Below are 25002 nucleotides of genomic sequence, written 5' to 3'. Positions count from 1 at the left end.
TTAAAATACGTAAAAATTTAATCTTTATTAGAGTTTTATATTTAGAAACACTAAGTATTTTGTCGTAATCTTATACGTAACGCGGGTTTTGCGATAATTTTAGAAATTTAAAATTTTCTAAATTTGAAAAGATTCTAAATAAGGATTTCAAAAAATTGTCGTAAATTCATAAGAATTTTATATATGTTTTGATTATGGTTCAGATTACTAAAATAGAAATACTATGAAAAAAATACTCTCGATATTGTTATTGTCTGTTTTGATAGTAAGTTGTAAATCTGCTGGAAATAAAGAATCTACTTCTAGCTCTTCTGCTTCTGGAACTTCACAAGACGATTTGAATTTTTATTTTAAAGCAACGGGTAATGAGCCTTTTTGGGGAATTAAAATAGGGAATGAACAAATTGTTTTTACTTCACTAATAGCAGGTAAAGAAAGTATCACTTTTCCCGCAGTTGATGCAATTAAAGCTATGGATGCAAATGTGAAGATGTATAAAGCAAGTAATGAATCGGCTTCTGCAACAATTACTATTCAGCAGTTAGACTGCCAAGATTCAATGTCTGGAGCTATTTCGCCTTACAGCGTAAAGGTCGAAATTAAAAATAATTCAGAATTAGAGTTTCAAAAATTAAGTGGTTGCGGCAAGTACATCACAGATTACCGACTTCACTATATTTGGGTTTTAGAAGAATTGAACGGTTATAAAGTCTTTGCGACCGATTTTCAAAAGGAATTTCCGCGAATAGAAATTAATTCGTCTGAAAATAGGTTTTCAGGTTATGGCGGTTGTAATCCTATTAACGGACAAATTTATTATGAAAAAGATATATTGCGATTTACCAAAGTGATTTCTACTCTTATGGCTTGTCCTTCAGGTAACAAGGAATCAGAATTTACAAAAGCGCTTCAAAACAGCACAACTTATTCTATCGAAAATAATAGACTGACGTTATCAAATCCATCAGCCAAACTTGTTGTTTTTAAAAAAGTGGACTAAATTTTGAATTTTTAAAATGTCTTATAGTAGTCTAAAAATAACTTTTAGTATCTAATATTGGTTTAACGACTAAATATTTTTGTAAAATAAAACTTATATAATTTATTTTACATTAAAAGAATTTTAATGTTATTTATTGCAGTATCATTAGCATACAGCTGTAAATCTACAAAAGAGGCAAGCACGGGAACTGGAACGGCTGTAGTTGAAAAATCAATTGAAAAGAAATTACAGCAAACCTGGATTCTAGAAAATTTAAACGGAAAAGTACTTACTGAAAAAGATTTTTCTAAATTCCCAAAAATCGAAATGACCTCGTCAGCATTTTCGGGTTCAACAGGATGTAATGCTATTAAAGGAAATTTACTTTCGAAAGGTGCAGGACAAATTCAGTTTTTAAATCTTACTTCAGAAACTAAAAAGTGTGATTCAAAAAAGGAAGCTGAATTTCTACAATTATTAAGAACGACTTCTGGTTATTCTATTGAGAATAATAAGCTTTATCTTTCTAATCAGTTTGGATTGACAATGTCTTTTAAGAAAGGTTAATTCACACAAAAGGCTTCGATTAATTCGAAGCCTTTTTTTTTAATTTTTAACACAATTGGTATTTGGAATTTAAAGAATTGGAGTTTTAAATAGTTATTCCAACGATTCTTTAGGATCATCATTGTCGTCTTCTTCAATAAAATCCAATTCTAAAGCTCTCACGGTTTGAACTGCATTTCCTGCTATTCCGCGAATCGAACCGTACATTCCTAAAGTATTATGAACTACCTTTTCGATTTGTTTTTCTCTCTGTTTCCAGATTCGCCGCATGGCTCTTTTTTCAGAATCCAGATCATTTTGCATTTGTGTAAATCCTTCTACAATTCCTTCAATCTGCAAACGGAATTCGTTGCTTGTTAGAAAATCGTATAACATCGACATTTTATCGCCTTTGTTTTCCTGCGCCTGAACCGCCTGACTAACCTGAATTAAAGATTGGCGCAATACAGCACTAAGACCTTTAAATTCTTCATACGTACAAATCCAGATTCCGTCGCGCATGCCCATTCTTTCCATTCCAGAAGGCATGACCTCGGTAACCAAAACACCAATATTGGCTCTTTTGGTTCTAATATCATTTTTAAATTTTTCAATCCACGATGGCTGAAAAGCTTTTGTTCTTTTACTTTCGTAATAAATGGAACCGCAATTTTGCAGTTCGCGCGTATTTACGATTTGAAGACAATCGGCACCATTGGCACCTTTTTTTACTTCATCAATACTGTCAAGCGGGAAATTGTTTGCCAGCCATTCTTCGATCGCCAATTCCATTACTTCGCCTTGCAGTTGCATAGATCCTTGTTCCTGCTTGCGTTTCATTTCTTCGATTAATTTTTTTTGATCGTCAGATTGTTTTTGGTATTCTTTAATTTTTAGTTCGTTTTTTTCTTCTTCCTGTTTGCGGATTTTATCACGTTCTAAAACCAAAGTTGCATTTAATTGTTTTTGCGCTTCGGCTTCAATTGCTTCTTTCATTTCCAGTTTTTCACGCTGAAGTTTGGCAATTTCACCTGTCATTTTATTTAATTCGCGAAGTTTTTCTGATTTTTCAGAAAGCTCTTTTTCCATCAAAAGCATGCGGTCTTTGTTTTCTTCGTCGAGTTTTGTTTTTACTTTTTCGGTAATTTCTTTTTCTGCAGTCTTTTTTTCGCGCTCTAAACGTTCAGCAAAAAGCTCATTTTCCTGTTTTTTCTTGGCTTCAAATTCGGTTTTGGCTTTTTCGAATTGCTCGTTTTTGAGTTCCAATTCTCTTGCCTGAGCATTGGCTTTTTGTTGAAATTCTTTACGAATACTATCTTCTAACTGATGTTTTAAGATATCATTTACATCGATAGTTGTTCCGCAATTTGGGCACTGAATTGAAGATTGCTCCGCCATTGTTATTAATTTTTAACGAGAATTATAATTTGCTAAGGTATTTAAAAGTTCGGTGTTTTTAAGGAATTTGGTTGTGATAAATTGTAACGATTTTTTGTTAGTCGCGAATTACACTAATTTTTACGAATTGTTTTATTTGCTCGCAATTTAAAAGCTTTTAAAGTTTACTTTTTACGGATTTCCTTAATTTAAAAATGATTTTTTCTCATTTTATGTCATCCTGACGAAGGAAGGATCACACGCGGAACTCGATAAAGATTGGAGATTTTGTTTGCGGAATTTCTTGTGTGATCCTTCCTTCGTCAGGATGACAAATACTGCGTTAAATCATTATGAAAAAAGCTCTGAACCTTTAAGATATTCATAAAATACTCTTAGCGTGAAATGTTTTTCTTCAACAAAAAATCTACAGCGACTTTAGTGATTTCAGAATCATCTTCTTTTGAAGTAATCAACGAAACATCTGTAAATAAATTGACCTTTTTCAATTCGATAAAAGCTATTTCTGGATCGTGATTGTTTCTTGCAATATTTGATGGAACAATCGAAATTCCTAATCCGTTTTTTACCAATTGTACAATAGAATTGATATTGTTGGCTTCATGGATAATCTTCGGCGTAAAGCCATAAAAAGCACACAGTTGAAGCAAAACTTCGTGATAATGAGGCGCATAATCTTTGTTGAAAAATACAAAGGTTTCATCTTTTAGATTTGGAATTTCTTTCTCAGAATTAATTTGTATTAAACTCTTATTATAAACTACCGAAAACCCGTCCTTAAACCACAATTGCGATTGTATTTTGGGAGATTTTATTGGCGAGCGAATAATTCCCAATTCTATTTTTCCTTGTTCCAAAGCATCGATTTGTTTGGTGGTAGAAACTTCAAAAAGCTTGAAATTTACATACGGAAATTGCTCTTTAAGATGTTTGATCAATTCTGAAATAACAGAAGAATAAATCGAACTGATGTAAGCAATTCTGAATTCGCCAGAAACATTCTCGGCTATTTTTTTTGTTTTCACCGAAATACGCTCCAAATTCTGAAAAAGCGCTTTTACTTCTTTTTCAAAATATTTTCCGGCTTCGGTCAATTCTACTTTTTTATTGTTTCTGATAAAAAGCTTTGCCTGAAGTTCTTCCTCTAATTCGGCAATTTGTCTGCTTAACGGAGGCTGTGAAATAAAGAGTTTTTCTGATGCTTTGGTAAAGTTGAGTTCTTCGGCGACAGCCAAAAAATATTTTAAGTGACGTAATTCCATGATACTTTTAAAGTATTATTAATTGATAAAAATAATATTTTTAAAGTATTTATGAAAGATATAGTTTTGAAAAAGAAAAACAATTCTCTCGCAGATTGGCAGATAGGGCAGATTAATAATTAATATAAATCATTCTTAATCACAATATCCAGATCAATAATAGCAAAAAGATCCTCTAAGCCTGCTAAATCTGTGGGAGATAAAAACAAAAAAAGCTATGAAAAAATCAACTATTGCAGAAATAAAAGAACGTTTTGACAATGATGTCGAACGATTTTCGAATTTAGAAACGGGGCAAGTGGCCACAATCGACGCAACAATTTCTTTGGAATTAATTACAGAAGCTTCTAAAAGAATTGTTCCGAATGCTCAAAATGTTTTAGATATTAGTCGCGGCTGCCGGAAATTATACTTTGAAGATGTTGTCTAAACTACCAAATTTAAATTGCACTTTGGTCGATTTGAGTTTGCCAATGCTGGACAAAGCTTTTGAAAGAGTTTCTGCAGTAACAGACGGAAAAGTTGAGATTAAACAAGGTGATATTCGCGAAGTTGCTTTAGAAGAAAATAGTTTTGATATTATTTTGGCTGGCGCGGTTTTGCATCATTTACGCGATGATCAGGATTGGGAAACGACTTTTTCTAAATTGTTTAAATTATTGAAACCCGGAGGATGTTTAATGATTTCAGATTTGATTACGCAGGATACAGAATTGCTAAATGAATTTACCTGGCAGATATATGGTGACTATTTGGAAGGAATAGGAGGGACAGCATATCGTCAGAAAGTATTCGATTATATTGAAAAAGAAGACACGCCAAGATCAATGAATTATCAATTGGATTTGATGAAAAAAGTAGGTTTTAAAAGCGTTGAAATCTTACATAAAAATATGTGCTTTGGCGCTTTTGGAGGAATTAAATAATTTTTTTCGGTCACTAATTTCACGAATTTGCAAATTTTATTAGCTTGAAATTAATTGGTGCAAATTCGTGAAATTCGTGGCGAAAGATTATAAAATCTGTGCGGTTTTATACACCTGAATTGGGCTTGCGACCAAGCTCTCGGCTTTAGAAATGAAATCTACTAAATACGATTGAGTATTATGTAAATCCAAACCAACTTGATCTTTCCATTCTTCCCAAAGAATAAAAACAGTATCTGAAGTATGTAAATCGTAACGAATACAGGTCGCTTCTTTTCTAGTTTCGGTTACTAAGTGAGTCAGCATATTTTGAACTTCAATTAAGTTCTCTGGTTTACTTTTTAAAATTGCGGTAATCGAAATCATAATTATAAGTTTTTAAAAGTTTCTTCCAAATGTTTCGTGTAATCTTCTTTAAAGATAATAATATTTTCTGGTGTCGCACCTTTTTCAACGTCATGAAAATGGAATCCGTTTACGCGTTCCATTCCTGTAAATTTGTTCATTTTATGAAAACCAAACATTGCACCGTCGTCAACAGAAGTTTCCTCGAAGAATTCGCCAGGAAGTGTAAAAGCTGTTTTTGGAGCATTCCAACTCGTGGTTAGCATGTATTTGCGTCCGTGTAAAAGACCGCCCGTTCCGTAATTAATATCTGGATTCACACGGCTTCTTCCATCACTTTTGTAGATTCCGTTATTGTGTCCCTGAGTAAAAACATCATCGATATATTTTTTGAAAAGATTCGGAATTTGAAACCACCAAACAGGTGTGTGGTAGATAATTAAATCTGCCCAAACAAACTTTTCTACTTCTTCCTGAAGATCGATTTCATTTTCGACATGCGTTGTTTTTATTTCGTAATTATTGTTTTTAGAAAGAAATTCAACTGTCCAATCCTGAACGGTTTGATTGAATTTTCCACCTGAATGAGCGAATTTTTGTCCGCCGTTAATTATAAATATCTTTTTCATTTTAAAATTGTTGTTTCTTTTGAAAATGGATGCGTGAGGGATAGCAGTGGAAATCCTTTTGTGTCCCGAGGCTTCGGGGCATAAAAGATTGAAACGAATAGCCCGACCCAGAGGGGCACGCCCAAATTCTAATTATTTAATTTTTGAGATTGTTTTTTAAACGCATAGAAACATAGGTTTTTCTTTTCTAAAAAAAGGTAATTGAAAGAAACTCGTTTCTCACACATAGTTGTCAAAATGACAAACTAAGCTGACTATGTTTGTTAATACAAGTGAAACGCCTTTTAGACCAAGTGAAAATTATGTTTCTATATGTTAAATATTATTTTAATTTCGAAATTGCCTGATTAATAAATTCCAATTCTGAAATTGATAAATTGAAATCCATTGTTTTTGCGTTTGAGATTGCCTGCTCTGCATTTCTGGCTCCGGCTAAAACTATAGAAATTCCTTTTTGTAAAGTTGTCCAGCGTAAAACTAACTGCGAAATCGAAATGTGTTTTGCGTTTGCTAAAGAACTTAATTCTTCTACCAAAGTTTTTACTTTTTGAAGATCGAATTGACCGAAATAACCATTTCTGTGATCGTTTTCTTTTAATTTGCTGTCGGTAAAATATTTTCCAGTTAATAAACCTCTTTCCATTGGACTGTAAGCAATAATTCCGATGTTTTCTGCAACTGTAAATGGAATTAAATCGGTTTCAATTTTACGGTTCAGCATGCTGTAAGCTACTTGATTGGAAGCGATTTGAACTGTTTTTTGTGCTTCCTGAATTTGTGGAATACTGTAATTACTTACTCCAAAAGCTCTTATTTTTCCTTGTTGAATTAAGGTTTCAACCGCTTCCATTGTTTCTGAAATTGGCGTTGTTGAATCTGGCCAGTGAATTTGCAGTAAATCAATATAATCGGTTTGAAGGCGTTTTAGGCTTTCTTCGATTTCTTTGATTACATTTTCTTTGGATGAATATTTGTAAACTGGAACTTTTTTCCCGTTATCATCGGCATCAAAAAAGAAATCACCCTTTCCTTGATTACTTCCGTCCCAAACCAAACCAAATTTGGTAAGTAATTGAACTTTAGAACGATCATGACTTTTAATTGCTTCACCTATCATTTCTTCGCTTAATCCGAATCCGTAAAAAGGAGCCGTATCAATTGTGGTAACGCCATGATCGATAGAAGCGTGAATTGAATCGATTGAATCTTTCTTTTCGTTCCCGCCCCACATAGTTCCGCCAATGGCAAAAGCACCGTAAGTGATAGTTGATAATTCAAGTTCTGAACTGCCTAATTTTCTATATTCCATGATTATGATTTTTTGTATTAAAATTTGATTAGGCAAAATTATACTGTTTTTATGACTTGTATTTGGTATATATTTGTCTTTTTTAGGTATATTTGCAACTTCAAAATAAATTGAATTATGAAAAAAGAAAACTTGTACGAGCCTTTTACGGTTTCTTTTGAGACTTTAGATGAATATCCGGATGTGGGAGATCGTCATAATTTTTTTGAGCTTGTTTATATTTTGAAAGGAACAGGCAGACAGTGTATTAATAAAAATATTTTCGAGTATGATGCCGGACATATGTTTTTATTGACGCCTGAGGATTGTCATAATTTTACAATTGAAACTGAAACGAAGTTTTTCTTTTTAAGATTTAATGATATTTATTTGAAGAATTCGAGTCTGCAAAACGAAAATATTCAGCGTTTGGAATATATTCTTCAAAATGCAAATCACCAGCCAGGATGTATTCTTAAAAATGATGCGGACAAATGTCTAGTTAAGGTGATGATTGAAGCTATTTGTCGCGAACACCAAGATAAAGATGTTTACAATCAGGAATTGATTCAGCAATTGGTTAATACTTTGATTATTATTGTGGCTAGAAATATTGCTAAATATCTTCCTGAGCAAGTGAATATTGGCGCGGAAGCAAAAGCAATGGATATTCTTCAGTACATTCAAAACAATATTTATTATCCTGAAAAGATTAAAGCTGAGTCGATCAGCGACTATTTCGGAATTTCGAATACGTATTTAGGACGTTATTTTAAGAAACATGCGAGCGAAACGATGCGAGCAATATATCGGTAATTATAAAACGAAACTGATTGAACACCGTCTGCAGTTTAGTGATAAACGTATTAATGAAATTGCTTATGAATTTGGTTTTACCGATGAAAGTCATTTTAATAAATTCTTTAAAAAGCAAAAGGGATATAGTCCGTCTGAGTTTAGAAAGACGATTAGATTGAGTGCTTAGTTTTTGCCACGAATTTCACGAATTTCATGAATTTTTTTTGCCACGGATTGAGAGGATTAGAAAGGTTTTTTTACGCAGATTTAAAATAGGTTTTTTTAAGAAATCTGTAAAATCTGCGAGAGAAAAAATCTGTGTAAATCTGCGTTTTCGCAAAGCGAATCTGTTTTATCCGCGTACTTTAATCCTATTTTCGATAATAAAATAAAAAGTCTTTAGTTAGATGATTTTCTTAATTACCCTAAGTTTGTGTGTGTGTTTGTTTAATTCAGGATTGTAAATTCCTGAGTGGTCTAAACGATCAATACGAACTTTTCCGCTGGCGTGAATAATGTAGTTATTATCCATTATAATGCCGACATGAGTAATGTTTCCTTCATCATTATCAAAAAAAGCTAAATCTCCTGCTTCACTTTCTTCAATAAAACTTAAAGGATCGCCTTCAAGCGCCTGTTGTGATGCGTCACGATGAATTTTGTATCCGTTTAGTTTGTAAACCATTTGTGTAAAACCAGAACAATCGATTCCGAAAGGTGTTTTTCCGCCCCATAAATAGGGAGCGTTCAAATACATAAAAGCAGTATTTATAAGTGCACTTTTAGGTTTGATGCCGCTTGTTTTCGTTCCTTCAAAATCAAAATTAGCAGTATTGATTTCGCTATTGTTTAAAAAAGATAATGATGCGCCTAGTGGAATTGGAAGCAGTAAATTATCAGGAGCGGTGATATAATCAATTAAATCAGCATTTAAGATGATTGATTCTTTGCTTAATTGATTGAAATTTGCCTCAGAAATCACCTGATATTGTTTAGAATCGACCCACCCTTCGTAGTCATCAAACTGAATTCTTATTTTAGCCCATTGATTTTGGCGTTCTAAGATTTCGATATGTTCGCCAAACAAAAGTTGTGTAACGATTTCACTTCTGTCACTTGGTTCAGATCGAACGGGTACTATAGCTAAATTGCAAATTCCAAACATTTAAGGAAATTTATAAGTTGAAAATTAGGAGTTATAGTTTCTCATAACTCCTAATTTTAGATATTATTATTTAAGCTCTTTCAAGAACAATTGCAGATGCACCTGCCGCCATTGCAAATTGCAGCTAGCCGCCAGTTTTAGCATTGTTTTGCTCTAAAACATTTAGTAAAGTTACAATAATACGCGCTCCCGAACAACCTAGTGGATGTCCTAAAGAAACAGCGCCTCCGTTTACGTTTACTTTATCGTTATCTAAATTCAAGATTTTAGCATTGGCTAAACCTACGACAGAGAATGCTTCATTAAATTCGAAGTAATCAACATCTGAAATTGAAATTCCTGCTTTGTCTAATGCTTTTGGTAATGCTTTTGCAGGGCTTGTTGTAAACCATTTTGGTTCTTGTGCGAGCATCTGCATATCCTTTGATGTAGGCCAGAGGTTTTAATCCTAATGCAGTTGCTTTTTCTTCAGACATTAAAACCAATGCTGCGACTCCGTCATTGATAGTTGAAGCATTTGCGAGCAGTTACAGTTCCGTCTTTTGTAAAAACAGCGCTTAAAGATGGAATCTTGTCTAATTTCACATTAGTATATTCTTCATCTTTAGAAAATATAATTGGTTCACCGCGTCTTTGTGGTACTTCGACAGGAACTATTTCATTATCAAATTTTCCAGCATCCCAAGCTTTTGCGCTTCTCTCATAAGATTGAATAGCAAAATTATCTTGTTCTTCACGGCTGATGTTATATTCAGTTGCACATAAATCAGCGCAAACTCCCATTGCGTTGTTATCGTAAGCATCTGTCAAACCATCTTTCTGCATTCCGTCAAGCATAGTAGCTGGGCCAAATTTGTTTCCGGCACGCATTTGTACATAGTGTGGAATTAAACTCATGCTTTCCATTCCGCCGGCAACTACTACTTCAGCATCTCCGCAAGCGATAGCCTGCGCGCCGAACATAACCGCTTTCATTCCAGAAGCACATACTTTATTTACAGTTGTAGCAAGAACTTCTTCAGACAAGCCGGCAAAAAGTGTCGCTTGACGTGCTGGAGCTTGTCCAACTCCTGCCTGAATTACGTTACCCATAAAAACTTCATCAACTAATTTTGGGTCTAGGTTAATTTTTTGAAGTGCGCCTTTTATAAGCGTAGACACCTAATTTTGGTGCGGGTACGGTAGATAACCCTCCCATGAAACTTCCGATAGGTGTTCTAACGGCAGAAACGATAACAACTCTTTTGTTCATTTTCTGTGTAATATTAGTTAATAAAGCAAATTTACTCTTTATTTGAATATATTCAAATTTTGTGCAGAATAGGGTGATTTTAAATTTTAGGTGAAATTTTTGTTAATTCTATATGTTTGATTGTGAAGTGTTTTAAAAAAAAAGATTAAAAAAACTTAAAAAAAAGTACAAAAATAGTTGTGAGAAATGGAATGTTGTGTTACCTTTGCCACCGCAAAACAGAACACGTTTCTTGAGCTTGGAGAGGTGCCAGAGCGGTAATGGAGCAGATTGCTAATCTGTCGACGGGTAACCGTCGCCAGGGTTCGAGTCCCTGTCTCTCCGCTTAATAATTTGCCTTCGGGGTGTAGCGTAGCCCGGTTATCGCGCCTGCTTTGGGAGCAGGAGGCCGCAGGTTCGAATCCTGCCACCCCGACAGAAACTTTACCATAAAGTTTTAAAACAAATGGTTCCATAGCTCAGCTGGATAGAGCAACGCACTTCTAATGCGTAGGTCGAAGGTTCGAATCCTTCTGGGATCACAACAAGCCACTCAATTTGAGTGGCTTTTTTGTTTTGTATTCTGTTGCTTTTTGGATGGTAAAAGGCATCAAACTCTAAATGCTTTGGAGAAACATTAAATAGTATAGTGCTAACTATTTTTTTACCACAGAGAACACAAAATTTTTTCGCGGAGTTAAATAATATTTGAATTATTTACACAATTTAAGTCCACAAAGTTTTACGAACTTTTTGATTTTGCTAAACTTAAATATTAAAAAAATCTTTGCGTTCTACGCGGTAATTTTTTTTTCCTTTTCAGCAGGTTGAAGAGGTCATGTTCAAATACTATTAATTAAGCAAAAATTAGCCCCAGTTTGATAGATAAAGTGTCAGAACCTCGAAGTATAAGAAACAAAAAAGGCTGTCTGATAAGACAACCTTTAAAGACTAATAAAATAAAAATGTATTCTAAAGTTTTACTTTCCTGATTGGCTTTCAGGGCTCATAATAACTTCGACACTGCTAGAACTATCCAAAACGTGCTTACTAAACTGCTGAATAGTTTTCTGATTAATTTTAGAAATTAAATTTTTATATTCTTCATCCGTTGAGAATGGAATCTGATTTAAACTGTAATTGTAAATTGTAGTGTTCCAAAAGGAATTGGTTTTAAGCGATTCTTCTCTTGTTTTTAAAAGTGCTTTTTTAATGTCTTCTAAATCATTTGCGTTGACGGGATTCGACTTTAAATCGTTTATTTCTTTCCAGACAATCTGCATTAATTTTTCCTGTTTGTCAGGATTACAGTCAAAAGTTAGGGCTAAACTAAACGTAGGTTTGGGAATAAGCTCCAGATTACCGCCTACATTTACACCATAACTACCGCCTTCTTTCTCTCTAATTGTCTGCAGGAATCGTTTAGAAAGTAGTTCACCAATAATATAAAGGGTCATTGCGTTCTCTTTGGTGTATTCTGTTTTTCCTGTAAGGTTTAGGTAAACAGTACTTTTAGCAACTTCCATCGGGCGTTGAAAATGTACGATAGTTTTACCCTTTTTTGGTTCAATATTATGATCTGTAAAAGTTTCTTTTGAAGCTGGATTTGATTTTAAGTTTCCAATATACTTCTGAATTAATTCTAAAGCTTTATCAGGAATATTTCCAACAAAAATAAAAGTAAAATCAGAAGCATTTTTAATTCGGTCGCGATAGATGTTTTCTGCTTTTTTCAAATCGATAGTTTCAAGGAATTTTTCATTAAATAGAAAAGTTCTCGAACTATAGTTTGAATTTGCCAAATCAATCGAATCCTTAAATGCACTGCCGTTATCTTTTTTAATCGTTTCTAAACGATTCTTATATTGTTCTTTTAGAATGTTGAAAATATTTGGGTCGAAACGAGGTGCTTCAAAAGAAAGATACAGCAATTGCAAGCATCGTTTCAAAATCGGCTTTATTTGAACTTCCTTGAAAACCTTGCGTGTTTTCGCCAATAAAAGGAGCAGACTGCGCTACTTTTCCTGTAAGTTTTTCTTTTAAAGCGATATTGTCAAAATTCCCTAAACCAGATGATCTGGCAATTGTCGTAGCGATTTCGGCAGAAGCCAGATCTTCTGTTTTAACTAAGGATTTACCGCCTTTTGAAAAAGCAGAAAATACAATTTGATCCTGAGAATAGGTTGTCGGTAAAATAATAATATTGACTCCGTTTTCTAAAGTATAACCTTTTGCGTCAGCAATAGCAGGTACTTCAAATGTTTTTTTAATTGCGGCAGGTTTTAGTTCTTTGTCAATTAAGGGAGCGTTATTCTCTTTTTTAGTGTAAGGTTCTAAAGTCATGTTTTCGACCTTTTTCATCACATTGACAACAGCTTCTTTGTTTGGAAAACTACTTTTATCCTGATCTGAGCCTGTTACCAAAACAACTTGATTTGTTGGTTTTTGAATGTTTTTTGCATAAGCATTCAATTCCTCTAAAGTGATACTTTTTATAATACCAACAATTAATTTATAATCATCTTCAGGGGAAAGGAATGGCTTTGCTTTTAGGAAATAATTGGTCAATTTATCTGCCCAGCTGTCATTGTCGACTTTATTTTTATTGCTTATAAAATCATCATAAGAGCTTATGAAAATCTTTTTGGTGCGTTCTAATTCGGCTTGCGCGACTCCAAAGCGTTTTAAACGTTCGGCTTCTGTATAAGCTTCTTCAAAGGCTTCAATGGTTTTTCCTTTTTTGGCTAAAGCCGAAATGTTAAACGAAGTATTTAATCGTGAAATAGGATCAAAATAGGTTTGTAAGTTTAACGCGACGCCTTGGTTTTTTAAAAGTAATTCTTTGAATCGATTGTTTAAAATACTCGTGTAAAAAGAGTTCATGACGTTTTTACGAGTCAGAATACTGTCTTTTACCAAAGGTTCATCGAGAACATATTGGAGGGTAATAGAGGTAGAAGAGGCTTCTTTGTCTGATGCCGTTCCAAAATACAATTCATCGTGCTTCGGAATTTCAAAATAGGAGCGGGCAACCGCTTTTTTAGCTAATGGAATTCCAGAAAAAATTGCTTTTACCTTTTGTTCCATTGCTTTTACATCAATATCTCCAACAATAATTACGGCTTGTAAATCTGGGCGGTACCATTTTTTATAATAGTTTCGAAGTTCAGCATATTTGAAGTTATTGATGATATTTAAATCACCAATAACATCTCTTTTACTATATTTTGAACCTTTGTACAAGACCTGATCAGTCTGCATTTTTAAACGGAAACCGCTTGTGCGTCGCGTTCTCCATTCTTCTCTAATAACGCCTCTTTCGGCATCAATTTCTTCATTGGTTAAAGAAAGAGAACCAGACCAGTCATGCAGTACCCAAAGTGTAGAATCAATCAGTTTTTCGTTGGTAACAGGAACCGAGCTTATATTGTAAACCGTTTCATCTTGAGCGGTGTAAGCATTGATGTCTTTACCAAAACTTACTCCGTTTTTTTCCAGCATTTTAATGATACCTTTTCCTTTAAAATGTTCGGTTCCGTTAAAGGCCATGTGCTCTAGAAAATGTGCCAGTCCGTTTTGATTGTCATCTTCTAAAATAGCACCAACATTTTGAACAAAGTAAAAACTTGCTCTGTCTTTTGGTTCTTCGTTATGCAGAATATAATACGTTAATCCGTTTTTTAATTTACCCGTCGTAACGTTTTTATCCAGGGGAATTGTAGTTTTAAACTGCGAAAAAGCGCCTTGAAAAGACAAGGCCATAATCGCAATAAAGATATTTTTTTTTGTACTCATTTTTTTTGATTTTTTTATCTTCTGTTTCTTCTAATAAGTATAAAAGCAAGCACTTAGGATGATCAATAATGGAAATAACCCAATAAATACAATTTTATTGATGAAAACCTGATTGGAATTTATTGTTATTGATTTGTCAATATGTTGAGGACGAGTGGTATCAATTGGGAATTCATAATTGCTAAACCAGCTGAAAATATCGGTTACGAACTGAAATGTTCCTGATCCGTTTCTGCTTAACTCCGCATTTCCCATGAAATCTGCATCTCCGGCAACAATTATTTTTTGTGATTTACCCTTTACATTTCTCGTTAAAGCTACAGCAAGGGGTACAGAAGTTACAGCAGATTGTTTTTTCAAATCTTCAGGAATTGAAGTAATTCCAGTCTGCGCTTGCCAAGCCGGCTGATTGTTTGTTTTTAAAAGCGTAGTAACTTTAAATCCAGCATCTTTTACAGTTTTAATACCACTGCTTCCTAAAAACGGAATTGGACTTACATTTCTGCTTTTGCTTAATTTGATAACAGTCGTATCGATATTTTTTGAAACTTCAGTAACTAAATAATCTGGAGAATTAGTTTCACTTTCCTGAACCAATGCTTGTTTGGTAAAACTCAATCCTAATTTATCTGTAACCGCATCCAAAGCCGAATTAGTTTCTGGTTCTGCCAAAAGCATTAAATTTTTTCCTTCGTCAATATATTTATTGATACGGTCAATAGCGCCCTGACTCAATTGCGTTTTTGGATCTGCAATTATTAAAATAGTCGTCTGCTCCGGAATATTCTGTGCATTAATATCTACAGAAGAAACTTCAAATCCTTGATTGATAAGTGAATATCTAAAAGAGATTTCATTAAATCCGGTTTTGTAATTTTTATCTCCAATTTTATCAACGCTTCTTTCCATGTTTCCGGTTGCAAAAACAATTTTTGGAGCAGGAACAACGATACGTTTTAAAGATGCCGAAATTTCTTTTTCCATCGGAACTTTAAACATATCATCAAACATTCTTAAATAGGTTTTCTTTCCGTTGTATTCTACCGTTCTTACAACTCTGTTTTGCTCTGGTTTTAAATCAATAATTTTCTTGATTTCTGCAGGAGAATATAACTTTTTCAGTTTCATATTCTGCGTTTCAATCATTTTCTCTGCGAGCTGTTTGTCATTCAATCCCGGATTTTGGGCATATAAAGCTTCGTTGTTTGAAGTGTCATAATAGTAGATATATTCCATTTCCATTTGGGGCAAGAAACGGGTGTATTTTTCAAAACTGGCAATATCTTGGTTTTGAGCGTATGGCATTACCATGAAATAGTTGATATCCAATAAGTTTACATAAGTTGTTAACTTGATCGGGCCGTCTATTTTTTTAACAATATCTAAGCTGTTTTTTGTTAATGTTCTGTCTTTCGTGCGTGTCATATCATGGAATGACGTAAGAGAAGCCCTTGATGTAATATACCCAAGTGATAAAACAATCGTGATTAATAAAGTATATTTTAAAACTCTTTTTGAGATCGTTTGTGCGTCTCTTCCTGTTTGTAATTTGTAAATACTCAACACGATAAAAAGACTGCTTACCAAAACAAAATAAAATACATCTTTACTAATAATAAGACCTTCAAGCATTTCGTTTGCACGTCCGGCGATAGAAAGGAAATAAGTAATATCTTTTACAACTTCAACATCCTGCCAAAGTTTTCCAATAAAATTTAAACCTGCCAAAACTACCAAAGTACTGATTGCAAGCAACAACTTGATAAGAAGTTAAACAAGACATAAAAAGTCCGATTGCGGCGTAGGTACACACCAATAAATACAATCCAATAAGTCCTGAAATGGCGAATTTTAAATCTAAATTTTCAATTGAGAAATAAGCAATACCAACCTGTAATCCTAATATCACAATGAATAGAAGACAATAAGCCGCAATGGCCAAATATTTACCCAATACAATATCTTTAATTTTAATTGGGGACGAAAGTAAAAGTTTGATCGAACCGCTGTTGATCTCACGGCTCACTAATCCCATTGTTAAAAGCGGTACATATAAATACAAATAATTCTGCATTTCTGTATATAAACCACTGAAACCTGAAAAAATAATCTGAGAAAGGTTATCCATGCCCTGACCGATTTTCTGTGATTTTTCAAAACGCTCTATGGTACCGAAGAATTTCCAGCTTGACTGGATCGAAAATATTACTAAAACTACCCACGCCACAGGTGAGTAAAACATAGTATTAAGCTCTGTTTTAGCAATTCTATATATTGTTTTCATTTGTTTGTTTTTAAGAAGGTGTAGAGTTTTTAGAAGGAGCTTTTTTAGATAATTGTGCGAAAATTTCATCTAATGAAACTTTTTCAAATTGAATTTCACGTAATTTCCAGTCGTTATGAACGCTTAACGAAATGATTTTTTCTGCAACTTCCTGCGTTCCTTCAAATGTTATCTGTACTTTTTTAGGAGAAAGAAACACAGCATTTGTAACTTCCGATAGAGCGGTTAAAGATTCAATTTTAGGAGGATTTTCAAAACTAGCCGTTAATTTATCTGCCTCGATATAATTGTTAAAAGCATCAAGTGTGTCAGAGAAAACCATGTGCCCGTTCTCGATCATTCTGATATCCTGGCAGGTTGCCTGAACTTCAGAAAGAATGTGTGATGAGAAAATTACCGCTTTGTCTTTGGAGATTTTTTTGATTAATTTTCTAACTTCTAAAATCTGGTTAGGATCCAATCCGTTTGTCGGTTCATCTAAAACTACTAATTTAGGTTCATGAATAATAGCTTGCGCAATACCCACACGTTGTCTGTAACCTCCAGATAAGTTTCGAATTAATCGGTGGCTGAAATGTGAAATACCGCATTGTTCTTTGGCTTTCTCTAAAGCATTTTTTAAATCTTCTTTTTTTACATGACGTAATTCTGCACAGTGAATCAAATATTCATTTACAGTTAAGTCTAAATGTAAAGGAGGTGTCTGCGGTAAAAAACCAATTAATTTTTTGGCTTCAACAGGATTTTCTTTCAGATTAATTCCGTCAATAAAAATATTACCGCTGGTTTGGTTTAAAACACCGCAAAGAATATTCATTGTGGTTGATTTTCCTGCGCCATTAGATCCTAAAAGACCTAAAATTCTATTTGTTTTAATTTCAAAATTTATATTTTGTATTGCCCAATCCTTGCTGTATTGATGTGACAAATCCTCAACTCTTACAATTGTTGTTTCCATAGTGTTTTTTAAAATTGCAAGAATGTATTTTTATTGAAAATACATTCCTGCATCATTTTTATTATTTTAGTAATATCCTTCGTTTTGAGTTAAAAAAGGATTAGAACGAGTAGCCGTTTCTGGTATAGGATAGAGTTTATCTGTAGTCGCCCAGATTTTTGCAGGTATTATTCCTAATACTTCATCAGCTTTTCCGGTTCTTTTAAGATCAAACCATCTGTGGCCAAATTCTCCAAAAAATTCACGTTGTCTTTCTAAAGCAATTAAGTCTAACAATTGATTTGGATCTGTCAATGTCGTAGATGTCAATAACGCTCTGTTTCTGATTACGTTAATATCTTGTCGCGCTCCGGTTATATCATTTAGTTTTGCTCTGGCTTCTGCTCTAATTAAATAAAGTTCTGCCAATCTCAATACAGTAGAGCGTTCTACAGGAGCTGTAGTATACGAGTTTTTGTATTTTCTGGGACCAATTCCTATAGAAACTCCTGCAGATGATTTAATAGGAACAGTCCAGTTTGTTTTTCTGGCGTCATCGGTTTCAAATAGCGTTGCACTTTTTCTAAGAATAAAAGTACCACCAATTTGTGTAGCAACGATTTGGTGCTGTAAAAGTAGCGCCTCCTTCATACGTATAAGCCGTATTAAAGTAAGGAATCTGCCAGATTGCTTCTGTATTATCTGCGATAAAAGGGCTGTTTGTCGCTGTTAATCCGTTGATCATTTTATAAGTCCCATTCTGGCTTATTACTGCACTTGAATAAGTTGATGCCTCAGTCCATTTTCCTAAATAAAGATTCACTCTTGCTAATAAAGCTTGTGCAGTCCATTTTGTAGCTCTGATACGCTGATTGGTATAATTGCTGTAATTTACAGGAAGATTGTTTGAAGCATCTTCAAGATCAATATTAATTTGATTGTAAACTTCAGTTTGAGTATTGCGGGGAGCCAGAGAAGACTTCTCTACACTTGTACTTAAAACTAAAGGAACATCGCCATATAAATTGGTCAGATAAAAATAACAGAAAGCTCTTATAAATTTTGCTTCGGCAACAAAACGCGTGCTTTTGGCTTCAGTAAGAGTTTTGCTTGCAGTTATACCTTCTATAACGGCATTAGCATTGTAAATGGTTTTATAAAATTCTGTCCACATACTTCCATTCGTACCGTCTGTGATCGGAATTTCATTTGTAGTGTAAACATTTTCAATCAACGACACTGGTAAAAGTTCATCAGAGGTTTGTCCGGGAATAATATGCAGTGAATTATAATAAGTAAGCGTTACCATACTTTGGTAAATTCCGTTTACAGCGACTTCAGCAGTAGCGTCAGAAGCATATACCGTAGCAGATGATAATTCACTGCTCGGAAGTTCAACTTCAAGTAAGCTTTCGCGACTCGTTAGTCCTACTAAAAGAAAAAACGAAAATATATACGAGTATTTTATAGAATTATTTTTCATGATTTTTAGATTTAAAATGTAAACTGAGTTCCAAGAGTTATCGTACGTAGTGGAGGTAAAGCTAAACCTTGAGTTTCAGGGTCAAATCCTTTGTATTTAGTAAAAGTCATCAAGTTTTGTCCTTGTAAGGAAAGACGAATCTTCTGAATGAATTTTTGCGTTTTTTGATCCAGGGGAATAGTATAAGTCGCGCTTACATTTTTTAATTTAATGTAAGAAGCATCAACAATCGTAGCAGTAGAACCTGCATAGTTTAAGAAACTTGGCTGATACGCTGTACTTAAAATATTTCCCTGAGCAATGTATTCATTGTATTCATCAACCTGATAATTGGCTAAACCGTATGGGTAACCCGGCTGTACTGCAGTAGAAGCCAACATGCTTCTTCCGTCTTGTTTTACAAATTGAAATAAAAAGTCTAATGAAAATGCTTTATAACTTACAGAGTTTAAAACTCCTCCGTAATATTTAGGAGCGGTAGAACCATAATATTTTCTGTCACCAGCACCCGTCTGAGCAAAACCAGTACTAATTCTTCCGTCTCCATTAGTATCTTCAAACTGAGCAATTCCATTTACTACACCAGTATAGTTGTATAAATACCTTGCAGATATTGAATTTCCGACAACATATTGAGAGTAATATGCTGAATTTTGTATGTTTTCGAATTCTAAAAGTTTATTTGAGTTTGTAGAAAAATTAAGCGATGTCGACCAGTTTAAGTTTTTAGTATGAATGTTGGTTGAATTAAGTGTAAATTCCCATCCTTTATTTTCAACTAATGCACCTAAATTTGCTATATAACCTGTAAAACCTGCCTGAGGGCTAAGAGTTGCAGTAACTAATTGGTTTCCAGAAGTATTTCTGTAAAAAGCGACACTAAATGATAAACGATCATTAAGAAAACCAAGATCTATTGCGACTTCAAATTTCTTAGTAACTTCCCATCTGTAATTTGGATTTGCAATACGGGTTGTAGCCAAAGCAGAGTTTCCAACACCATAAGTACTAGAACTGTAAGTGTCAGCATATCCATATTCTTCAGACGGATCATTACCAACTTCTCCATAGCTGGAACGAAGTTTACCAAAGCTTAAAACAGAGCTGTCTTTTAAGAAATCTTCTGCAGAAAAAATCCAGGCAAGCACCAAGAGATCCAAAATTTCCATATTTTTTGTTGGCGCCAAAACGAGAAGATCCATCTCTTCTAAAATTGGCATTCAAGATATATTTACTTAAAATATTATAGTTTACCCTGCTGAAAAGAGAAGCATACTTATATTCTGAAGTACCATTGTAAGAAGTGATATTGGTTGCAGAACCTGTAATACCTATTAAGTTATCAGCACTGTAGCCAGATGTACTCACATAAGACGGCATTTCTGATTTTCTGTTCTGCCAGGAACCACCAACCAAAACAGAAAGATTACCTTTCCATAAAGGAGTTGTATAGTTTAACTGCGGATCTATAGTAAAGTTGTTGGTATTATTATTTGAAACCGTGTAAGATCTTGAAAGGTTTAGCGAAAGGTTACTCGCTGTATAATACACATTATTCATACCCGACGCAGGCAAAATCTGCTTTGTAATCATTTCTGCTTTTCCGTATCCTAAATCGGTTTTAAAAGACAAGCCTTTTGCAAGTTCAAATTGAAAATTAAAACTGGTAATCAAATTGTTCCCTTTGTCTTCAACTCTTCTGTCTAAAGCCGCAACTGGATTTACATCACTAAAATAAGTTGGTGACCAATAATAAGATCCATCTGGATTGTAAATAGGGTGATTTGGTGCCGTAACAACAGCATAATTGGTAATGTCGTAAAATGGCAGTTTATTATTATCAGCAGAATACAAAACTGAAGCTCCTACCTTTAGTTTTTTGTTTAATGTGCTGTGAGTAATATTAAAGTTGGTAGAAAATTTATTATAACCAAAATCTCCCGGCAAAACAGTACTTTCTTTGTGATAACTGCTCGCTTAAAAGAAAATTTGTAGTATCATTTCCGCCTTTTAAACTTCCAGAAAAGTCATTAAAATTAGCGGCGCCTCCAATTAATTTTTCCTGCCAGTTGGTATAAGCATTTTGGTCAAATGCTGTTAAGGCAATTCCGTTGCTAAATCCTGTAGGTGCAGTATTTGTCGTGTTTAATGCCGTGCGAAGCATATTAAGATAAGTAGGCGTATCCAGCGTTTTGATCATGTGCCCAACCTCTGAGATTCCAGAATTTGTATTTACAGTAAATACTGTTTTTCCTGATTCTCCTTTTTTGGTTGTAATAAGTACAACACCATTTGCGGCTCTAGAACCGTAAATAGCCGTAGCATCTGCATCTTTAAGAATTTCAATGCTTTCTATATCATTTGGATTGATGATATTTAATGGGCTTGTTGATTTTTGTGCACCTCTGATAACGCGATCTCCCTGAACCTGCTCTTTGATGTCATTAGATATATAAGGAATACCATCGACTACATAAAGCGGTAAATTATTAGACAAAATAGAGTTTAAACCACGAATATTAATATTAATGTTGCTTCCTGCATAACCAGAAGTCTGAGAAACAAAAACTCCCGGAGTTCTTCCCTGCAAAGTCTGCAAAATATTAGTTACGGGCTGTTTTTCAATATCTTCAGCAGTAATTTTAACTACAGATCCGGTAGAAGTTCTTCTGGTAGTAGTACCATAACCAATAACGACAACTTCATCTAATTTTGCCAAATCAGGTCGCATTTTTATGATAATCGAAGTCTGATTTTCGACCGTAACTTCTTGTGATTTATATCCTAAATAAGATACTTTCAAAACGTGTTTTCCTGAAGGTAATTCAATGTAAAACTGACCGTCAAAATCTGAAACACCTTGTTTATTGCCTCCTACAAGAGCAATAGATACTCCGGGAAGAGGCTGTCCGTTTTCGTCTAAAACCTTACCATTAAGCATATAACTTGCTTCGCTGTCATTTTCTGCTGAAACAAGTGGTTTAGGAGTTTCTTTTTTATAAATAACAACGTTTTTATCTACTTGTTTATAGACCAGATTACTTCCTTGAAATACCGTATTCAAAATATCACTAACACTTCGGCGTCCTCTTGGAGTAGTAACTTTTGGAAAATCTTTTATGATTTGCGGCTGATAGGCAAAAAGTAATCCCGTTTTATTTTCTATTGTTTTAAATAAAGTCTTAATGTCTTGGTTATGTAGTTCAATATCAACAGATATAGACTCTAAATTCTGACCACTCATTTCGGTTGCAAAGATCATATGAGTACCGCAGGTCAGCAAGAAAATGTGGAATAAACTGATTCGCATAATCATAATTGTTTTTTTTGACAAGTGAAAAAAAGAAGACTTCTTTTCCCTGTCAAACATGGTTGTTTTACAGCGTAATTTCATAAATTTGCTTGTTTTTTAATGGTTACTGGATTAATTGTTAAAAATCTTGGCCATCTGGTGTAGGAGCTGGATGGCTTTTTTTTAGTTTGGTTTTTGGTTAATTGTTTTTTCTTTTTTAAGGTTAATAATTATTTTATAAGCTTTCTAAGTAGGAGGTTAGTCGGCCTTTTTAGTTTATAGTTTATAGTTTCTGGTTTCTGGTTTCTGGTTTCTGGTTTCACTCTTCACTCTTTACTCTTCACTCTTTACTCTTCACTCTTTACTCTTCACTCTTCACTCTTCACTCTTCACTCTTTACTCTTTACTCTTTACTCTTTACTCTTTACTCTTTACTCTTTACTCTTTACTCTTTACTCTTTACTCTTTACTCTTTACTCTTTACTCTTCACTCTTCACTCTTCACTCTTCACTCTTCACTCTTCACTCTTCACTCTTTACTCTTTACTCTTCACCTTTTCACTCACATCCTTTACCGTCTAAAATAATAGTGCCGGCTTTATTGTAATGGTATTCTGTTTCAATAACACTGGAGATTACTTTTAAGACATGATCTAAATCTTCTTCGTTTAAGAAACTGGCAGTTATTCGGCAATTCTTAATTTTTTCATTCTGGATTACAATCGAAACTTTATACTTTTGAGAAATTAAAGAAACAGCTTCGGTCATATTGATGTCGTCCAGAATCAAGTAATTACTTTTCCATTCGGTTACTATTGCTTGCGCTAATATTATTCTGCTCAAAATTTAGAGTACTTTTATTTACTTTAATCTGCTGGTTTGGAGTAATAACACCATATACTTTTTCTGTGTCTCCTACCTGAACTTTACCACGAGCAACCGTAACCTCAATATTATCTGAAGAATTTTTGGCATTAATATTAAATGCAGTTCCTAAAACCCTAGTTTGGATTTTACCTGTATGTACGATAAAAGGTTTCTGTTTGTTGTGTTTAATATCAAAAAAAGCTTCTCCCGTTAATGTTACTTCACGAGTTGTACTGTTAAAAGAAGCTTGATCGTATTTTAAACTACTATTATCATTTAAAAGAACCGTACTGCCATCAGGAAGACGAACTAATTGCTTGCCGCTAAAATCAATTAAAGTATTTTCTGCGATAACAGCTGGTTGTTCCTCTGGAATTGAAACGGGAGTTTTTTGTTGGAAAAAGAATGTATTTCCGAGAGCTATGAGCAAACTAATACTTGCCACGCAAACAAAGATTGCAGGATTATTTTTCTTTTTCTTCTCGGATTTAAATCCACAACTTTAGACTCGCTTTGTGGTTTAGATAATATATAATTAAGAATATCATCTCCTTGCTTTTTATCCATTACTTCTGTAACGGCATCATTTTTCAGGATAGCATGAATTTTTTCTTTTAGAAAATCATCATGCGTGCCTTGCTGAATTATTTCCATCATTTGTCGCTGTTCTGCATCAGATAGATTGTTCTGCAGATAACTTTCAAATAACTCTTCGAATTTCTTTTGCCGCATTTGGTTCGTTAATTAAATTAGTACTTGTTTGTAAATGATAGATTGGGTTATCTTTTTTTTTTTTTTTCAGCCCTTCTGATTTTAGGGATAAAGACAGGTTTAATGTGTCTCTTTATTATAAAGACCATTTAAAAAAGGGAGGGAGTAGTTGAAAGTGAAAAAAATGTAAAAAAAATGTAAATATTATCCAAAGGACCTTTTTTGAAAGAAAAACCTTTAGTCTAAATTTTAAAAAATAGAAAGATTGTCATGAACATATTCATGTAAGGAGAAATTTTAAGTCGGATAAATTTGAGCGCCTGAGCCATATGTTTTTTTACTGTCTCTGTTGAAATACCTAAATTTTCACCAATTTTTTGATGACTAAGTCCGTCCCATTTAGCCATTTTATAGACTTTTTGCTGTTGTGGAGGAAGCTGGTCAACAATCTGATTTAGTATCGTATTGTACTGTTCATCTTTGATACTGTTGTCCGTATCGATAAGAATAGTTTTGTTTTGACTGATCTCGGATATCACATCCGTTTCTCGTGCAATCTTTTTTATAGAATTAAACAAATGATTGCGAGATATTATGTAGATATAATTCTCAAGATTATTTACTGCGACTATACTTTCACGATTCTGCCATATCTTCAAAAAGATATCCTGAACAGCTTCTTCTGCTTGAATTTTTGATTTTGTAATTCTAAAGGCAGTAGAATAAACAATATTTTTGTAGTGATTGTACATATTTGTAAAAGCAGCTTCACTTCCTTGAGATATTTCAAGAAGAAGTTTATTTTCGTCTATGTTCGAATTTTGAGCCATGCTTTTACTAAGAATCAATTCAGCAATATTATTTATTTTTTTTCAAATGCAGATTATTTATCTATAATACCATCTTAAAAATGTTATTTTAATAGTTTATCAATAAAATATTAAATTATTGTAAAAATAAACGCCACTCTTTTGCATAAGATTTAATTATGTTTCAAAGAGACATTTAAAACATTGTAGGTTAAGTCTTGTTTTTATTGAGGATTGATCAGAATAGAATAAAA

General features: G+C 33.7%; 28 protein-coding genes and 3 tRNA genes. 9 read left to right on the top strand and 22 right to left on the bottom strand.

Annotated elements, in window-relative coordinates; translation table 11 throughout:
- Positions 1–223 precede the first annotated feature (223 nt).
- Both ACZZ95_RS25570 and ACZZ95_RS25565 read left to right on the top strand, forming a co-directional pair.
- Positions 224–1000, top strand: a complete 777-nt coding sequence (locus tag ACZZ95_RS25570) for an META domain-containing protein (protein ID WP_463471240.1) — start codon at positions 224–226, stop codon at positions 998–1000.
- A 126-nt stretch (positions 1001–1126) separates the two neighbouring features.
- Positions 1127–1549, top strand: coding sequence for an META domain-containing protein (locus ACZZ95_RS25565; RefSeq protein WP_463471239.1), 423 nt, complete (start codon positions 1127–1129; stop codon positions 1547–1549).
- Between the two features lie 93 nt (positions 1550–1642).
- On the opposite strand, the gene ACZZ95_RS25560 is transcribed toward ACZZ95_RS25565, so the two are convergent.
- Together ACZZ95_RS25560 and ACZZ95_RS25555 are read right to left on the bottom strand one after the other, a co-directional pair.
- Positions 1643–2926: a DUF2130 domain-containing protein gene (locus ACZZ95_RS25560; protein WP_463471238.1), complete on the bottom strand. Its 1284-nt coding sequence runs from the start codon at positions 2924–2926 to the stop codon at positions 1643–1645.
- Between the two features lie 374 nt (positions 2927–3300).
- Positions 3301–4188 (bottom strand): LysR family transcriptional regulator, encoded by an 888-nt coding sequence (locus tag ACZZ95_RS25555; protein WP_463471237.1) that lies wholly within the window; start codon positions 4186–4188, stop codon positions 3301–3303.
- A 217-nt stretch (positions 4189–4405) separates the two neighbouring features.
- On the opposite strand from ACZZ95_RS25555, the gene ACZZ95_RS25550 reads away from it, so the two are divergent.
- Positions 4406–4618: a hypothetical protein gene (locus ACZZ95_RS25550; protein WP_463471236.1), complete on the top strand. Its 213-nt coding sequence runs from the start codon at positions 4406–4408 to the stop codon at positions 4616–4618.
- Positions 4608–5114, top strand: coding sequence for a class I SAM-dependent methyltransferase (locus tag ACZZ95_RS25545; RefSeq protein WP_463471235.1), 507 nt, complete (start codon positions 4608–4610; stop codon positions 5112–5114). Before ACZZ95_RS25550 ends, ACZZ95_RS25545 begins: the two co-directional genes overlap by 11 nt.
- 87 nt (positions 5115–5201) lie before the next feature.
- Here ACZZ95_RS25545 and ACZZ95_RS25540 read toward each other — a convergent pair whose 3' ends face one another.
- The 3 genes from ACZZ95_RS25540 to ACZZ95_RS25530 form a co-directional block, all read right to left on the bottom strand.
- Positions 5202–5480 (bottom strand): putative quinol monooxygenase, encoded by a 279-nt coding sequence (locus ACZZ95_RS25540; RefSeq protein ID WP_463471234.1) that lies wholly within the window; start codon positions 5478–5480, stop codon positions 5202–5204.
- Positions 5481–5482: 2 nt separating this feature from the next.
- Positions 5483–6088 (bottom strand): NAD(P)H-dependent oxidoreductase, encoded by a 606-nt coding sequence (locus ACZZ95_RS25535; RefSeq protein WP_463471233.1) that lies wholly within the window; start codon positions 6086–6088, stop codon positions 5483–5485.
- A gap of 322 nt (positions 6089–6410) precedes the next feature.
- Positions 6411–7397 carry an aldo/keto reductase gene (locus ACZZ95_RS25530; protein WP_463471232.1) on the bottom strand — a complete coding sequence of 329 codons (987 nt, stop codon included), beginning with the start codon at positions 7395–7397 and terminating at the stop codon, positions 6411–6413.
- A gap of 117 nt (positions 7398–7514) precedes the next feature.
- Here ACZZ95_RS25530 and ACZZ95_RS25525 point away from each other — a divergent pair, with 117 nt between their 5' ends.
- Both ACZZ95_RS25525 and ACZZ95_RS25520 read left to right on the top strand, forming a co-directional pair.
- Complete coding sequence (locus tag ACZZ95_RS25525; RefSeq protein ID WP_463471231.1) at positions 7515–8192, top strand: AraC family ligand binding domain-containing protein; 678 nt, start codon at positions 7515–7517, stop codon at positions 8190–8192.
- Complete coding sequence (locus ACZZ95_RS25520) at positions 8158–8361, top strand: helix-turn-helix domain-containing protein (RefSeq protein WP_463471230.1); 204 nt, start codon at positions 8158–8160, stop codon at positions 8359–8361. The genes ACZZ95_RS25525 and ACZZ95_RS25520 overlap by 35 nt, the downstream gene beginning before the upstream one ends.
- 216 nt (positions 8362–8577) lie before the next feature.
- Here the strand turns inward: ACZZ95_RS25520 and ACZZ95_RS25515 are convergent, their stop codons facing one another.
- The 3 genes from ACZZ95_RS25515 to ACZZ95_RS25505 form a co-directional block, all read right to left on the bottom strand.
- Entirely contained in the window at positions 8578–9339 is a 762-nt protein-coding gene (locus ACZZ95_RS25515) for a C40 family peptidase (RefSeq protein ID WP_095951653.1), read from the bottom strand.
- A 124-nt stretch (positions 9340–9463) separates the two neighbouring features.
- Positions 9464–9751: a hypothetical protein gene (locus ACZZ95_RS25510; protein WP_463471229.1), complete on the bottom strand. Its 288-nt coding sequence runs from the start codon at positions 9749–9751 to the stop codon at positions 9464–9466.
- 86 nt (positions 9752–9837) lie between these two features.
- Positions 9838–10500 (bottom strand): thiolase family protein, encoded by a 663-nt coding sequence (locus ACZZ95_RS25505; RefSeq protein WP_463471228.1) that lies wholly within the window; start codon positions 10498–10500, stop codon positions 9838–9840.
- 331 nt (positions 10501–10831) lie between these two features.
- On the opposite strand from ACZZ95_RS25505, the gene ACZZ95_RS25500 reads away from it, so the two are divergent.
- From ACZZ95_RS25500 to ACZZ95_RS25490, 3 genes are all read left to right on the top strand, one after another.
- Positions 10832–10915 (top strand) — tRNA-Ser (locus ACZZ95_RS25500).
- A 16-nt stretch (positions 10916–10931) separates the two neighbouring features.
- Positions 10932–11006 (top strand) — tRNA-Pro (locus ACZZ95_RS25495).
- 32 nt (positions 11007–11038) lie between these two features.
- Positions 11039–11112, top strand: a tRNA-Arg gene (locus ACZZ95_RS25490).
- 438 nt (positions 11113–11550) lie between these two features.
- On the opposite strand, the gene ACZZ95_RS25485 is transcribed toward ACZZ95_RS25490, so the two are convergent.
- The 14 genes from ACZZ95_RS25485 to ACZZ95_RS25420 all read right to left on the bottom strand — a co-directional run bounded on the left by ACZZ95_RS25485 (position 11551) and on the right by ACZZ95_RS25420 (position 24769).
- A complete protein-coding gene (locus tag ACZZ95_RS25485; protein ID WP_463471227.1) occupies positions 11551–12519 on the bottom strand; it encodes a M16 family metallopeptidase in 969 nt (322 codons plus the stop codon).
- Positions 12482–14365, bottom strand: coding sequence for a M16 family metallopeptidase (locus tag ACZZ95_RS25480; protein ID WP_463471226.1), 1884 nt, complete (start codon positions 14363–14365; stop codon positions 12482–12484). Before ACZZ95_RS25480 ends, ACZZ95_RS25485 begins: the two co-directional genes overlap by 38 nt.
- A 30-nt stretch (positions 14366–14395) precedes the next feature.
- A complete protein-coding gene (locus tag ACZZ95_RS25475; RefSeq protein ID WP_463471225.1) occupies positions 14396–16120 on the bottom strand; it encodes a Gldg family protein in 1725 nt (574 codons plus the stop codon).
- Positions 16050–16649: an ABC transporter permease gene (locus ACZZ95_RS25470; protein ID WP_463471224.1), complete on the bottom strand. Its 600-nt coding sequence runs from the start codon at positions 16647–16649 to the stop codon at positions 16050–16052. The genes ACZZ95_RS25475 and ACZZ95_RS25470 overlap by 71 nt, the downstream gene beginning before the upstream one ends.
- A gap of 10 nt (positions 16650–16659) precedes the next feature.
- Positions 16660–17607, bottom strand: coding sequence for an ABC transporter ATP-binding protein (locus tag ACZZ95_RS25465; RefSeq protein WP_463471223.1), 948 nt, complete (start codon positions 17605–17607; stop codon positions 16660–16662).
- Between the two features lie 66 nt (positions 17608–17673).
- The gene (locus tag ACZZ95_RS25460; protein ID WP_463471222.1) at positions 17674–18237 is read right to left on the bottom strand and encodes a RagB/SusD family nutrient uptake outer membrane protein; all 564 of its coding nucleotides are present in this window, start codon (positions 18235–18237) and stop codon (positions 17674–17676) included.
- Positions 18170–19069 carry a RagB/SusD family nutrient uptake outer membrane protein gene (locus ACZZ95_RS25455; RefSeq protein ID WP_463471221.1) on the bottom strand — a complete coding sequence of 300 codons (900 nt, stop codon included), beginning with the start codon at positions 19067–19069 and terminating at the stop codon, positions 18170–18172. The genes ACZZ95_RS25460 and ACZZ95_RS25455 overlap by 68 nt, the downstream gene beginning before the upstream one ends.
- An 11-nt stretch (positions 19070–19080) precedes the next feature.
- Entirely contained in the window at positions 19081–20238 is a 1158-nt protein-coding gene (locus ACZZ95_RS25450; protein WP_463471220.1) for a TonB-dependent receptor domain-containing protein, read from the bottom strand.
- Positions 20153–21016 (bottom strand): TonB-dependent receptor domain-containing protein, encoded by an 864-nt coding sequence (locus ACZZ95_RS25445; RefSeq protein WP_463471219.1) that lies wholly within the window; start codon positions 21014–21016, stop codon positions 20153–20155. The genes ACZZ95_RS25450 and ACZZ95_RS25445 overlap by 86 nt, the downstream gene beginning before the upstream one ends.
- Positions 20994–22385, bottom strand: a complete 1392-nt coding sequence (locus ACZZ95_RS25440) for an STN domain-containing protein (protein ID WP_463471218.1) — start codon at positions 22383–22385, stop codon at positions 20994–20996. Before ACZZ95_RS25440 ends, ACZZ95_RS25445 begins: the two co-directional genes overlap by 23 nt.
- Before the next feature lie 534 nt (positions 22386–22919).
- Positions 22920–23204 (bottom strand): DUF4974 domain-containing protein, encoded by a 285-nt coding sequence (locus ACZZ95_RS25435; protein ID WP_463471217.1) that lies wholly within the window; start codon positions 23202–23204, stop codon positions 22920–22922.
- Positions 23155–23658, bottom strand: a complete 504-nt coding sequence (locus tag ACZZ95_RS25430) for a FecR family protein (protein WP_463471216.1) — start codon at positions 23656–23658, stop codon at positions 23155–23157. Before ACZZ95_RS25430 ends, ACZZ95_RS25435 begins: the two co-directional genes overlap by 50 nt.
- Positions 23649–23960, bottom strand: coding sequence for a hypothetical protein (locus ACZZ95_RS25425; protein WP_463471215.1), 312 nt, complete (start codon positions 23958–23960; stop codon positions 23649–23651). Before ACZZ95_RS25425 ends, ACZZ95_RS25430 begins: the two co-directional genes overlap by 10 nt.
- A 221-nt stretch (positions 23961–24181) precedes the next feature.
- Positions 24182–24769, bottom strand: coding sequence for an RNA polymerase sigma factor (locus ACZZ95_RS25420; protein WP_463471214.1), 588 nt, complete (start codon positions 24767–24769; stop codon positions 24182–24184).
- Positions 24770–25002 lie beyond the last annotated feature (233 nt).

The sequence above is a fragment of the Flavobacterium sp. AC267 genome, from assembly GCF_979258715.1.
Note: the sequence above shows the minus strand (reverse complement) of the source record. Positions and strands in the feature narration are given on the sequence as shown.